10 protein-coding genes and 1 tRNA gene are annotated in these 13227 nt (G+C 59.5%); 6 read left to right on the top strand and 5 right to left on the bottom strand.

Annotation, left to right across the window (positions count from 1 at the left end; genetic code table 11):
* The first annotated feature begins 13 nt into the window (after nt 1-13).
* Nucleotides 14-2527 carry a putative bifunctional diguanylate cyclase/phosphodiesterase gene (locus tag TRIHO_RS05880; RefSeq protein ID WP_068241206.1) on the top strand — a complete coding sequence of 838 codons (2514 nt, stop codon included), beginning with the start codon at nt 14-16 and terminating at the stop codon, nt 2525-2527.
* Nucleotides 2528-2913: 386 nt separating this feature from the next.
* Here the strand turns inward: TRIHO_RS05880 and TRIHO_RS05875 are convergent.
* Nucleotides 2914-3000: transfer RNA gene (locus TRIHO_RS05875), tRNA-Leu, on the bottom strand.
* 153 nt (nt 3001-3153) lie between these two features.
* Entirely contained in the window at nt 3154-4779 is a 1626-nt protein-coding gene (locus TRIHO_RS05870) for a peptidoglycan-binding domain-containing protein (protein ID WP_068241204.1), read from the bottom strand.
* Between the two features lie 120 nt (nt 4780-4899).
* Between TRIHO_RS05870 and lipB the strand changes: the two genes are divergently transcribed.
* Complete coding sequence (gene lipB, locus TRIHO_RS05865; RefSeq protein WP_068241202.1) at nt 4900-5577, top strand: lipoyl(octanoyl) transferase LipB; 678 nt, start codon at nt 4900-4902, stop codon at nt 5575-5577.
* 83 nt (nt 5578-5660) lie between these two features.
* Here the strand turns inward: lipB and TRIHO_RS05860 are convergent, their stop codons facing one another.
* Entirely contained in the window at nt 5661-6077 is a 417-nt protein-coding gene (locus TRIHO_RS05860) for an HIT family protein (protein ID WP_068241200.1), read from the bottom strand.
* 264 nt (nt 6078-6341) lie between these two features.
* Between TRIHO_RS05860 and TRIHO_RS05855 the strand changes: the two genes are divergently transcribed.
* Together TRIHO_RS05855 and TRIHO_RS05850 are read left to right on the top strand one after the other, a co-directional pair.
* Nucleotides 6342-8015, top strand: a complete 1674-nt coding sequence (locus TRIHO_RS05855; protein WP_068241198.1) for a cytochrome c oxidase subunit I — start codon at nt 6342-6344, stop codon at nt 8013-8015.
* Nucleotides 8016-8157: 142 nt separating this feature from the next.
* Nucleotides 8158-8658 carry a DUF2244 domain-containing protein gene (locus TRIHO_RS05850; RefSeq protein WP_068241196.1) on the top strand — a complete coding sequence of 167 codons (501 nt, stop codon included), beginning with the start codon at nt 8158-8160 and terminating at the stop codon, nt 8656-8658.
* A 107-nt stretch (nt 8659-8765) separates the two neighbouring features.
* On the opposite strand, the gene TRIHO_RS05845 is transcribed toward TRIHO_RS05850, so the two are convergent.
* Nucleotides 8766-9239: a GatB/YqeY domain-containing protein gene (locus tag TRIHO_RS05845; RefSeq protein WP_068241194.1), complete on the bottom strand. Its 474-nt coding sequence runs from the start codon at nt 9237-9239 to the stop codon at nt 8766-8768.
* A gap of 186 nt (nt 9240-9425) precedes the next feature.
* Here TRIHO_RS05845 and carA point away from each other — a divergent pair, with 186 nt between their 5' ends.
* Nucleotides 9426-10586: a glutamine-hydrolyzing carbamoyl-phosphate synthase small subunit gene (gene carA, locus TRIHO_RS05840; protein WP_068241192.1), complete on the top strand. Its 1161-nt coding sequence runs from the start codon at nt 9426-9428 to the stop codon at nt 10584-10586.
* A 145-nt stretch (nt 10587-10731) separates the two neighbouring features.
* Nucleotides 10732-12546, top strand: a complete 1815-nt coding sequence (locus tag TRIHO_RS05835; protein ID WP_068241190.1) for a glycosyltransferase — start codon at nt 10732-10734, stop codon at nt 12544-12546.
* Between the two features lie 15 nt (nt 12547-12561).
* Here TRIHO_RS05835 and TRIHO_RS05830 read toward each other — a convergent pair whose 3' ends face one another.
* On the bottom strand, nt 12562-13212 hold the full coding sequence (locus TRIHO_RS05830; RefSeq protein WP_068241187.1) for a GntR family transcriptional regulator: 651 nt from the start codon (nt 13210-13212) through the stop codon (nt 12562-12564).
* Nucleotides 13213-13227: the final 15 nt, after the last annotated feature.

The raw sequence follows: 13227 nt of genomic DNA, 5'->3' as shown, positions 1-13227 counted from the left end.
CAGGCGTTTCTGGATGCTGACGCTGTTGATCCTTACGTTGACCTTGATCAGTTCGGCGCTGGCAATTCGCTATGTGGCCATGCCGTTCTTCAAGGAGTACCAATACAGCGCCATCAAGGCGCAGGCAGATGAGTCGGCGGCACATCTGAATTCGGTGCTGTCGCACCATCAGATCTTGATCTCCGTCATTGCTCAGGACCCCAATCTGGTCAACATCGCACTCGGGTTTGATGACAACACGTCATACGTGCCGGATGTGTTCTCCGCCCTGCGCATGCCCGAGAGCCTGTCTTGGGTCACCTTCTACGATGCCTTTAACGAGCCGCTTGCGCATCACAACAAACGTCCCGAAGAGCGCCGGATTTTTGGCCAACAGGAAATCGATGATCTGCTGCAGGCTTCGCAGACCGAAACTGATCCGGCGCGATTGCCCGTCTTGATCCAGAGCCGCGGTGACCAGGCGTTTGTCGTCCTGGCGACACCCGTTTTGCATCAGGGGTTTGTCGAAGGCATTCTATTGAGCGGCTATCGTCTGGATACGCTGGAGATCTTTCCCGCCAATGACATTGTAAAGCGGACCTACCTCGTGCGTCCCCTTTCAGGGCTGTTGCAACGTGGCACGGCCGAGGTGCGCGCGCTTGCCGATTTCAGGCTCTCGGTTGCCTTGCTTCCGGATCCTTTGGCCGTTCAGGCCGCCGGTCATGCCGTTCTCGCCAACAGCATGACCGCCATTGCAATTGTATTGATCGGGGCATTCGGCCTGTTCGCCCTTGCGGGCAAGGCCGTGATCGTCGGGCCCCATCGCGCGTTAGAGGCGAAACAGGCGGAACTAAGTGAACTTGCCGCCATTGCAGAGCGAGCGAGCGATTCCATATCGATTACCGACCTGGACGGACGGCTCATCTGGGCCAACCCGTCGTTCGAAAAACTCACAGGCCATCTGGTCGAAGATGTTCAGAACATGAAACCCGCCGAATTCCTGCAAGGGCCGGATACCGACAAAGAAACCCAAGCCGCAATTCGCCGCGCGCAGAGTGCCTGTCAGGCGATTCAGGTGGAGATCCTGAACTATCGCTATGGCAAGATTCCCTATTGGATCAACCTGAGCATTTCGCCACTCAAGACCGACACGGGACATCACTACGGATTTATGGCGATCTCAAACGATATCACCGAAGCACGCGAACAGCGCGAAGCGATCGTGACGGCAAACAAGGAAATCGAACATCAGGCCTTGCACGACCCGCTGACAGGTCTGCCCAACCGCCGGGCCCTCGACCAGGCGCTGAAACAACGCGCGGAACATCTCGACCAACCCGCCACCGTGGTGCGCATTGATCTGGACCACTTCAAATACGTCAACGATACCATGGGCCATGAGGCAGGGGATTTCATCCTGTGCGAAGTCGCCAATATCCTGCGCGAAGAAACCAAATCAGCGGATCTGACCGCGCGTGTCGGCGGCGACGAATTTGTCCTCCTCCTGGCCCCAGGTTCGACGTCGCAGGATGGCGAACAATTGGCCAACAGAATGCTGAAACGCATCAAGCTGCCAAAGTATTTTGAAAACAAATCCGTCCGGGTCGGTGCGAGTTTTGGGGTCGCGAGTACCTTTGACGGCCTCCTTGAGTTTGACCAGTTGATCATCGGTGCCGATGCCGCGCTCTACGAGGCCAAAGTAACCGGGCGCAATCGGACCCATCTCTATTCCCCCGAGCTTCACCGCGCGGTCCAGGCCCGCCGCACCCTCGCCCGAGAGTTGCGGCGCGCGGTCGCCCGATCAGAGTTTGAACCCTACTTCCAACCGCAGTTCGACGCGCGCACTCATGAGGTGGTCGGCGTGGAGACGCTGGCGCGATGGCACTCCCCCCAGCTGGGCATCCTGATGCCCGCGGAGTTTCTGCCGGTCGCCGAACAATTGTCTCTGGTCGAGGATATCGACAACCTGATTTTCGCCAAAGCGCTGGAACAGATCGACAGTCTCAGGCCACTCGGGATCGAAATCCCGAAACTGTCCGTCAACGTAACGGTCGAGCGGATCAGGAATGATCAAGTCTATGAACAGATCTGCCGGCATCGCCATGACGGGCCACGGATCGTCTTTGAGGTGCTTGAATCCGTTCTGGTCGAAGAACAGAGCGAAATGTTCCACTTTGGCCTGGATCGCCTGCGGGAGGCCGGAGTTTTGGTTGAAATCGACGACTTCGGTTCCGGACATGCATCGGTTGTTGGCCTGATGCAACTGCGCCCCGACGCGATGAAGATTGATCAGCAATTGATCCGCCCGATCACGGTCGACCCGCTGGCACATGGGATCCTGAAGCATATCATCGGCATGGCTGAACTTATGGATCTGCAGATTATTGCTGAAGGCGTGGAAACTATGGAACACGCACGCATCCTGCGCGACATAGGGTGCCACACGCTTCAGGGCTACGCCTTCTGCAAACCCATCCCCGTCGACGAATTGCGCGAGTTCATCCTTCAACACGAAGCACGCTTGAGCATCCGAGCTCTGAGTTCCTGACCAGCGCAGCTACGTTACCGCGAAGCAGGACGAAGGTCGGGCATAGCCTGTGCTCGGGATGACGGAGCGGCGGATTTGGCGCCTTGAGCTACTCCCCGTCTCTTAGACGGGATCTGGTGTAGAGTCATTTCCAAGTTCAACTTTTGCCCGGAAACGAAAGCTTGATCCAAGATGCGGGTCAAACGCTCAGCAATGATTGCAACACGCTCGGGGCAAGCCCCCAGACTGAGACGAATGCTTTGACCATAGTTGTGAACGGAACCCTTGGGAGTCCTTCTATTATAGTAGAAGGTATCGTTCCGCCGAATTGTGTGTTTGATGTGTGCCACTCTAGCTTCCTACAATCGAATAATATCGAAGGAAACCAAAGCCTTAGGCTCACAAGTTGGTGCGGTCGAGAAGACTCGAACTTCCACGGGTGTTACCCCACAGCGACCTCAACGCTGCGCGTCTACCAATTCCGCCACGACCGCACTGTCTATGACTTGGTGAAGGGGCGTATAGACCACGCCCGTGACCTTGTGAAGGGACAAAAGTGGTTTTTTCCAACTTTTGGCGGATAAAATTGGAAAAGCCCCCAGACTTGTTCCGGGGGCTTTTCAACGCACTGATAACAGGTGCTAATCTCAGTCAGAACTACCAAAGACAGGCAGCGCTGCCCCGCCGGTGGATGCTTGCACGGGCGCCGGGATATTGGACCCGGTCAGTCCATTTGACGCCGCCTTGATCAGCGCCACCCGCTCCGGCTGACCGGGGGCGAACACCGGCTCTGCCCCACTGTCGAGGGCATTGGTGGCAAGGCTATACCAGCCCTGCGCGCGGTTCAGCTTGACCGGCGCGCCAAAGCCAAGCGCCATATGGTGACCGACAAGTTCGGCATAGGGCTGTTCGCCCAGCCCAACCAACAGGAGTGCGGCCCCCAGGGCCACATCCATGCTGTCGCGACGATACCCGGAGAACAGGCAAATGCTCGCTGTGGTTTTCAACTGATCGACGGACATATTGGATTGCAGGATAAATTTCTGGACGTCGCCGATGACCACGGCAGGGTCCGTTGTGCCAAGGTTGGCAAGGAACGGCCGCACCGCCGGGCCGAACTGGTCGCATTGCGCGTCCACCTGGGATTGCGAAACGCCCTGTATGCCGGCCACAGCGGTTTCGCCACGATTGATGGCATAGGACCGCGCCAGACAAAACTGCTCGCCCAGTGCAAGATCCGGGTCGGTCATGCTTGCAGCGGTAACGAACCCGCCATTGGTATTGGTCAGGAGGCTGATCTTGCTGCAGTGGCTGGTCAAAGAGGGGGGTGCCGCCGCCGGGGCCTCAAACAGCTGGATGCCGCCAAGAGCCCCGCCGGAGGTGGCTTGCCCAGACGCCATGACCGGTGCAGTCGGTGCAGCCACCGGCACCGGGGCGGCGACCGGCGGCGCCGGTGGCGCTGCCGCCAGGGTCGTCGGTGCCTCGCTCAGACGACAAACCGACTGGTGGCAGGAAAAATCGGCCGTTGTCACGTCGCGTGCCATGAAATCATTGCGCTGGTACCCCTGCGGGGTGGAAACGAAAACCATGACAGAACAATGCGATGCGCCGCACCAAAAGGAGCTGCCCGATACCGAAGTATCAATCATATAGTCATTTTTACCGTCGCCGTTCATATCTGCCAGCTGCATGAAGCCGGAGCGCTGCAGCAGTTGTTCTGCAGTCGGCTCTGCACTGGCTGCGATCTCGTCAATAGCGTTTGAGACCTCAATCGGCAGACCGGCATAGCCGTAGCCGCTTGACGCGCTGCGAGTCCCGTTTGCCTCGTCCCGCCAGATATGCAGCACCGTTCGGACCCCTGCGGGGTTTTGCATGGCCTTGATGACCTGCGGACCGCCGACTTGGGCGCGCGAGTAGGAGGAAACCAGGAAATCGCGCTCATATTGCGTCAGATTACCTGTAGAGGGATACCCCATGAAAACCTGATATTGCGCGGCGGCAGCGCGGGAGCGACTGCCAAAAACACCATCGGGCGTGCCCGCAGGAAATCCGAAATAATTCAACGCGGTCTGGGTTTCCCGGTTTCGGATCCGTGTTCCGCTGTTTGCGGTCACGGTGGTGCGGCGTTTGTTCTTGTGCACCTCGTTCAGGATCGCGCCGCCGATCAGCCCCCCCACAAGCGCCGCGCCGAGATTGTCAGCCGCAACCGGCGCCGCTGCTGTCGTCGTCAAAAGTGATGCGGCCAAAAGGGCCCGAATTGATTTTGATGTCATTGAACTATACCCCTCAGGCAACATATGAAAAGAACTTCATATTCAGAATACCTCATTGCACCGTCTCTAGGCGAGTCAGGTTTTCCTAGAATGTGAGCCTAGCGACAGGAGTATTATCAAATGGTGCAGTGGATCGTTTCAAACGGCTTGACAACTTATGAAGATGCAACGGTTTTTATGGAGTCTCGGGCCGAAGATATCGCAGGCGGCGCGGCCGAGGAATGCATCTGGCTGCTCGAACATCCACCGCTATATACGGCCGGCACGTCTGCGCGGCGCGAAGACCTGACGGACCCCGACCGCTTCCCAGTCCATGCTACCAAACGGGGGGGACAATACACCTATCACGGCCCCGGACAGCGCGTCATCTATGTGATGCTTGATGTCGCCAAGCGTGGCAAGGATGTGCGCTGCTTCGTGCGGCAACTGGAACGTTGGGTGATCCTGGCGCTGGAAGAATTCAACGTCACCGGCCATGTCCGGGACGGTCGTGTGGGCGTCTGGGTGGAGCGCCCGGACAAGCCGTTGTCGGCCACTGGCGCCCTTCAGGAAGATAAAATCGCAGCAATTGGCATCCGCCTGCGGAAATGGGTGAGTTTTCACGGCATCTCCATCAACGTGGAACCGGACCTCAGTCATTTTGACGGGATCGTGCCCTGTGGCATCACCGAACACGGGGTCACCAGCCTGGTCGATCTGGGGCTGCCGGTCACGCTGGCGGATGTGGATGTGGCTTTGAAACGCACGTTTGATGTGGCTTTTGCACCCGAGAGCGCCCCGACCTGCACCGTCGCGTAATCGCCCCGAACCGAGGGACGATGCCTGATTGTGAAGGCCCGTGCTGCCGCGCGGCGGGCAACACGGGCTGATGGCGGCGGCCCTCAGAGAGCGGCGCGAATTTTCTCAGCGTGGGCAGCAATGTCATCCATGTCGCCCATCTGGCCCGGTGCCCGCAAGGCAACGCCTTCGTGGCGCGGCAGGATATGGAAATGCAGGTGGAACACTTCCTGCCCGCCTGCGGCCTCATTGAACTGCTGAATGGTGACCCCATCGGCATCAAAGGCCGCTTTTGCCGCCTTCGCCAGTGTCTGAACGCTGCGGATCACCGCCTCCAATTGCGCCGGGCTGGCATCCAGCACATTACGGCAAGGCGTCTTGGGAATGACCAGAAGGTGGCCATCCGCCCGCGGCATAATGTCCATGAATGCCAGAGTCTCGTCATCCTCATAGACACGTGTCGAAGGGATCTCTCCCCGCAGAATTTTGGCAAAGATGTTGTCGGGATCATAGGCGCTCATGGTCGAGACTCTCCATTTTGGGGCAACTTGCAGTGGTTTTGCAGGCGGAACCGGCCCGGTCAAGCAAGACGCCGTTTCTGCACGTCGCGCCCGACAGCAACGGTAAGATCAGCGAAAAACGCAAGAGGGCGCGACAATTATTCTTGATACAGAACGAACTCGGCCATTGAAGGGCATGGAATGGCGCTCTAAAACCGGTGCGAGACCAGGACCGCCGGGAATCCCTCGTGCGGTCACTGCGGAGTATAAACAGGAGGCACCCAAATGGCAGACGCAGCCATTCAAGGTCACGGCCACGAGGACGAGCGCAGCTTCTTCCAGCGCTGGTTCATGAGCACGAACCACAAGGATATCGGTATCCTTTACCTGATCGTTTCGGCGCTAGCAGGTTTCATATCCGTCGCGTTCACCGTCTTCATGCGGATCGAACTGATGGAACCCGGCGTACAGCACATGTGTTTGGAAGGGGCGCGCATGTTCGCGGACTCCTCCGCGACCTGTACTCCGAACGGTCACCTCTGGAACGTTCTCATTACGGGTCATGGTATCCTGATGATGTTCTTTGTTGTCATTCCGGCGCTGTTTGGCGGCTTTGGCAACTACTTCATGCCGTTGCAAATCGGCGCGCCGGACATGGCCTTCCCGCGGATGAACAACCTGAGCTTCTGGCTCTATGTTGCTGGAACGTCCCTGGCGGTGTGTTCCGTTATCTCTCCCGGCGGCAATGGTCAGCTGGGTTCCGGCGTGGGCTGGGTGCTTTACCCGCCGCTTTCGGTGCAGGAAGGCGGCTACTCGATGGATCTGGCGATCTTCGCCGTGCACGTCTCCGGTGCCTCCTCGATCCTCGGCGCGATCAACATGATCACCACCTTCCTGAACATGCGTGCCCCCGGCATGACCCTGTTCAAGGTGCCGCTGTTTTCCTGGTCGATCTTTGTCACGTCCTGGTTGATCCTGCTGTCGCTGCCGGTTCTGGCAGGCGCCATCACCATGCTGCTGATGGACCGCAACTTCGGGTTCACGTTCTTTGACCCCGCAGGTGGCGGCGATCCGATCCTCTACCAGCACATTCTGTGGTTCTTTGGACACCCGGAAGTCTACATTGTGATCCTGCCGGGCTTTGGCATCATCAGCCACGTTATCGCCACCTTCTCGCGCAAGCCGGTCTTTGGCTACCTGCCGATGGTCTGGGCAATCATTGCGATTGGTGTTCTGGGCTTCGTCGTCTGGGCGCACCACATGTATACCGTCGGCATGAGCCTCAACCAACAGGCCTACTTCATGCTGGCGACCATGGTGATTGCGGTGCCGACCGGGGTGAAGGTGTTCTCCTGGATCGCAACCATGTGGGGCGGCTCCATCGAGTTCAAGGCCCCGATGATGTTCGCCTTCGGCTTCCTGTTCCTGTTCACCGTCGGCGGTGTCACGGGTGTGGTGCTGTCCCAGGCTGCCGTCGACCGCGCCTATCATGACACCTATTACGTTGTGGCCCACTTCCACTACGTCATGAGCTTGGGTGCCGTGTTCGCGATCTTCTCCGGGATCTACTTCTACTTCGGTAAGATGACCGGCCGTCAGTACAACGAGCTGGGCGCGCAGATCCATTTCTGGATGTTCTTCATCGGCGCAAACATCACTTTCTTCCCGCAGCACTTCCTCGGACGTCAGGGCATGCCGCGTCGCTACATCGACTATCCTGAAGGCTTTGCCTACTGGAACAAGATCTCGTCCTATGGCGCGTTCCTGTCCTTTGCATCCTTCATCCTGTTCTTCGGTGTGGTGATCTACTCGCTCTTGCGGGGCGCGCGCATCACCCAGAACAACTACTGGAACGAATATGCCGACACGCTGGAGTGGACCCTGCCCTCTCCGCCGCCAGAGCATACCTTTGAAATCCTGCCGAAACAGGAAGACTGGGACAAAGGTCACGCGCACTAACGCGACCAGATCGAACCAAACCGAATCGCCCCGAAGCTTACCGCTCCGGGGCGATTTTTTGTCGCAGCACCGCAGAGGTATTTTGCCGGATTTCCGACGGCGTCCCCCTCGACACCTTTCGCCCGCCGACTAAACTCACCCCATGCCGTATGATTGGACATGCCCCCCAAGCGATCAAAATGGCGAGCTGCACGTGTGGCCGCATCAATCGCTCACGCCCGAAGGCTATGTCGGTTTTCTCGGGGCAACGGCGGCCTTGATTTCGCTGCCGCTGCTGCCGGTCCTGGGATCAACCCTGTTCTGGGGTCTGATCCCTTTTTTGGCGCTGGCGATTTTCGGCATGAAATATGCGCTGGATCGCCACCGGCGACAGTCGCAGGTGATCGAGGTGCTCCGCCTTGGGCCCGAGCTGGCCGAACTGATCCGCACGGACGCGGCTGGCGGCGAACAGACGTGGCGCTGCAACCGGCATTGGGCGCAGGTTGTGCTGCATCGTGATCACGGGCCGGTGCCCCACTATGTCACCCTGCGTGGCGCTGGCCGCGAGGTGGAGATCGGCGCCTTTCTGAGCGAACCGGAGCGCAAGGCGCTCTACGACGACCTTCGCATCGCCCTGCGGCAGCGGGTTGAGGGGGCAGATTGAGGCCCCACAACGAAAAACCCCGGCCGCTACCAGAGGGCCGGGGTCGCTGTCCTATCGAATTTGCCAGGTGACAACCGGGCAACACGCCGTTCTGGCGCCTCTGTCCCCTAGCAGCCGCCAGCGGAGCAGAGCTGATCCTTGACCATTGGTCCGACTTTGCCGAAATCCATCTGGCCGGTGTATTTTGCCTTCAAGGCTCCCATCACCTTGCCCATGTCGCGAATCGATTCAGCCCCGGTTTCATCAACGGCGTGTTTCACCGCGGTGCTGATTTCGTCATGCGAAAGTTGTTTGGGCAGGAACTCCTCGATGATGGCGATCTCGTTCATCTCGCGTTCTGCCAGATCAAGCCGCCCGCCTTCTTCGTAGGCGCGGGCGCTTTCATTCCTCTGTTTGGTCATCTTGCCGAGGATGGCCAGGATATCTTCGTCCTCGATACCACCCTCTTCGCCGTCACCCCGTGCCGCGATTTCGCGGTCCTTGATAGCGGCATTGATCAGGCGCAAAGTACACAGGCGGTCTGTCGCCTTGTCCTTCATTGCCTGCTTGAGGGCCTGGTTGACCCGGTCTCGCGTATCCATGTGCTCTCTTCGTCCATGTGGAACAAGAACGCGCAGTATTAATCAAATCCAACAGGATTTTCAAGATGTCCTGAACAACCGCCTCTGCGGGCATAAACCCGTGCTGTGCCGCCTGTTCAGCGCTTGACCCCAGACCACACGGCCCCTATTGATGCGCGAATTTTGCCCGCATGGAGAGTCTGAGTCATGGTCGATACCGTTTCGCCGAAACCTACCGCTTGTCTGGCCCTTGCTGACGGGACCGTGTTTTACGGACACGGCTTTGGCGCAACCGGACGATGCGTGGCAGAGCTTTGCTTCAACACTGCAATGACAGGCTATCAGGAGATCATGACCGATCCGTCCTATGCCGGGCAGATCGTCACCTTCACCTTCCCCCATATCGGCAACACCGGCGTCACACCCGAAGACGACGAAACTGCCGATCCGGTTGCTGCGGGCATGGTCGTAAAATGGGACCCGACGCTGGCGTCCAACTGGCGCACGACCGAAGAGCTGAAGTCCTGGCTGACCCGCACCGGGCGCATTGCCATTGGCGGCATTGATACCCGGCGGCTGACCCGGGCCATTCGCCAACAGGGCGCGCCGCATGTCGCGCTGGAGCATAATCCCGACGGTGATTTCAACATCGAGGCACTGGTCGCGCAGGCGCGGGCCTGGCCCGGACTGGAAGGCATGGACCTTGCCAAGGATGTCACATGCGCCCAGAGCTATCGCTGGGATGAAATGCGGTGGGCCTGGCCCGAGGGGTACACCCGTCAAGAAACTGCCACACACAAGGTTGTCGCGATCGACTACGGCGCCAAGCGCAACATCTTGCGCTGCCTGGCCTCCGCCGGGTGTGATGTCACGGTGCTGCCTGCGACCGCAACCTCGGAAGAGGTGCTGGCCCACGACCCCGACGGTGTCTTTCTGTCCAATGGCCCCGGCGACCCGGCGGCGACCGGCAGCTATGCGGTGCCGATGATCCGGGACATCCTGGACAAGACCGACCTGCCGGTCTTTGGGATCTGCCTTGGGCACCAGATGCTGGCGCTGGCGCTTGGCGCCAAGACGATAAAGATGAACCACGGCCACCACGGGGCCAACCACCCGGTCAAGGATAACAGCACCGGTAAGGTTGAAATCACCTCGATGAACCACGGGTTTGCGGTCGATGCGCAATCGCTGCCTGCTGGCGTAGAAGAAACCCATGTGTCGCTGTTCGACGGCTCCAACTGCGGTATCCGCATGACCGAGCGTCCGGTCTACTCCGTTCAGCACCACCCGGAAGCCAGCCCGGGACCGCAGGACAGTTACTACCTCTTTGAGAGGTTTGCCGAAGCCATGGCCGCCCGCAGAGGATAAAACCCGCAACCGCAATGTTGCCCCCCTGCCCGACGATCGCGACCCTCGGGCAGGGTCCCGTACAGGCCTGTTTCCAACAGGTCCGGGACAGTGAATTATGCGCGATTAACTTTGTTCAACTGTCTCAAACTGCTAGCCGTCAGCTATGGGCCAGGATCAGGTGGATATCCACAGGCACAGTCGTGTCTTGTTTCGCCGCCCGGCCCGTGCGCCTGCGAGCCGGTTTCTACGTGATGTGCCTCTGGATCAGTCGGCCAACGTCACCGATCTGCATCACGATCACCTGAACAATCTCGCCCGGTTGGGCACCCTGCAAGGCAGCGGTGACCGAATCGCAGCGGCCCACAGCCCCAATGCGGAGATCCTGTCGTTGCGCCCTGCCAGCTTCTGGCTGCGCCACCAGGCCGTCCCCATCGACATGCTGGGACGGACGGTGATGATGCTGATGGCCGACCCGCGCCAGACTGAACCCGTTCTGGCGGCTCTCTCTGACCGGTTCGAGGATCTAATAACAGTGCCCGCGCCTGAAAAGGCGATTGAAGCCAGCCTGACAGAGTATTTCAGTGCCCAAATGACCCAATCCGCCGCCCGAAGCGTGCCGCGCCATTTGAGTTGCCGCAGCTTTGACTGCCACCGCGCCCGCGCCCCGGCGGTCTGCATTGCGGCGGTTGCGATCCTCGCCGCGCTGCTTGCGCCGGGGGCAATGCTGTCCACGCTTGTCACAGTGGCCCTGGTGTCCCTGCTTTTGTTCACATCGCTTCGTGTTTCAGGACTGCTGGCTGCAGTGCGCAGCGGATCGGCAACGCCAGCCAGGCGCGACAGGTTGGGCCACAGCGCGCCGCTGATCTCGATGGTTGTCCCGCTCTACCGAGAATCCGAAATCGGGCGCCATCTGCTGCGTCGGCTCTGCCGGCTGACCTACCCTCGGGACAAGATGGAGGTTTTGCTGGTTCTGGAAGAACACGATGACATGACCCGCGCCGCGGTCGAATGCGCTGACCTGCCCGATTGGTTTCGCGTTGTCGAGGTTCCAGGCGATGGTCCCCTGACGACAAAGCCACGCGCGATGAATTATGCGCTGAATTACTGCCGGGGCGAGATCATCGGGATCTGGGATGCCGAAGACGCGCCCGAAGCCAAGCAGCTTGATATCGTCGCGGATGCCTTTGAGCGCGCCCCGTCGGATGTGGCCTGCCTGCAGGGGGTTCTGGATTTCTACAACCCGTCCTGCAACTGGATCTCACGGTGTTTTACGCTGGAATACGCCGGCTGGTTCCGGGTGCTCCTGCAAGGCATTGCACGTTTGGGCCTCGTTGTCCCGCTGGGCGGCACCACCCTGTTCATCCGCCGTGATGCGCTTGAACAGCTGGGCGCCTGGGATGCGCATAACGTCACCGAAGATGCCGATCTCGGCGTTCGTCTGGCCCGGGCCGGGTTTCGCACGGAGATGCTCCCTACCGCCACGCATGAAGAGGCAAACAGCCGCGTGATCCCATGGATCAAACAACGCTCTCGCTGGCTCAAGGGCTTCATGATGACCTATATGGTTCACATGCGGTCCCCGGGTCAGCTCCTGTCGGACCTCGGTTGGCGTAAGTTCCTAGGCTTTCAGGCGTTTTTTCTGGGGACACTGGGGCAATTCCTGCTGGCCCCCGTCTTGTGGAGCCTTTGGCTGGTGGCCCTCGGCCTGTCACACCCTAGCGACCACCTGTTGCCACAGCCGCTGCTGCTTGCCGCGACCACCAGCCTGATCTTTTTCGAAGCCCTCAATCTCTGCATCTGGATTTTCGGTGCCCGCGCCTCCGGTCGTGCGTGGTTGGCGCTTTGGGCCCCATTGATGCCGCTCTATTTCGTCATGGGGTGTTTTGCCGCCTACAAGGCCCTTTGGGAGGTCTTTGCCGCGCCGTTTTTCTGGGACAAGACCGCGCATGGCGAACATGGTGGCGCCGCCGACAGTTAGACGGGCCGCTGTGCCTCAGCCACCGCGCGCGCCTGCATCCTGTTTCAGACGGGTGGTAAAGGCGACTGAGATATGATCCTTCAGCGCCACGCCCGCCGCCTCTTCATCGCGCTGCGCAATGGCCGCCACGATGGCCTTGTGTTCTTCCTGGGCAATGCGCCCGCGCCCCTCCGCTGCAAGCGACGTGGTGGCCATCAGGGCCATCGAACGATGCACAAGATCAAGCTGCTGCACCAGATAGCGATTGTGAGACGCCAGGTGGATCTGTTGATGAAACCGGCGGTTGGCTTTGGCCAGTTCGACTGGCTGATCCACCAAGGCATCATCCGACGCCACCATATCGCGCAAGACCTGGACTTCTTCATTGGTCGCATGTCGGGCTGCCAGTGACGCCGCCAGCCCTTCGAGTTCGCGCCGAACCATGTAGAGCTCTGCCATCTGGTTGTGATCCAGCGAGGCCACAATCAGAGACCGCCCGTCGCGTTCCAGCAGACTTTGCGTTTCCAACCGCTGCAGCGCCTCGCGGATCGGCGTTCTGGAGACCCCGAAACGGTCCGCCAGATCGCTCTCCACCAGGCGATCGCCAGGCTTGAACACGCCAACGTCAATCGCATCGAGGATCAGCCCATAGGCGTCTTTCTGCGTGTTGCTTTTTGACTGGCTCATCGGCGCGACGCCCTC

It is taken from the genome of Tritonibacter horizontis, assembly GCF_001518015.1.
GTDB lineage: Bacteria > Pseudomonadota > Alphaproteobacteria > Rhodobacterales > Rhodobacteraceae > Epibacterium > Epibacterium horizontis.
This window is presented reverse-complemented; position numbering and strand designations above follow the sequence as displayed.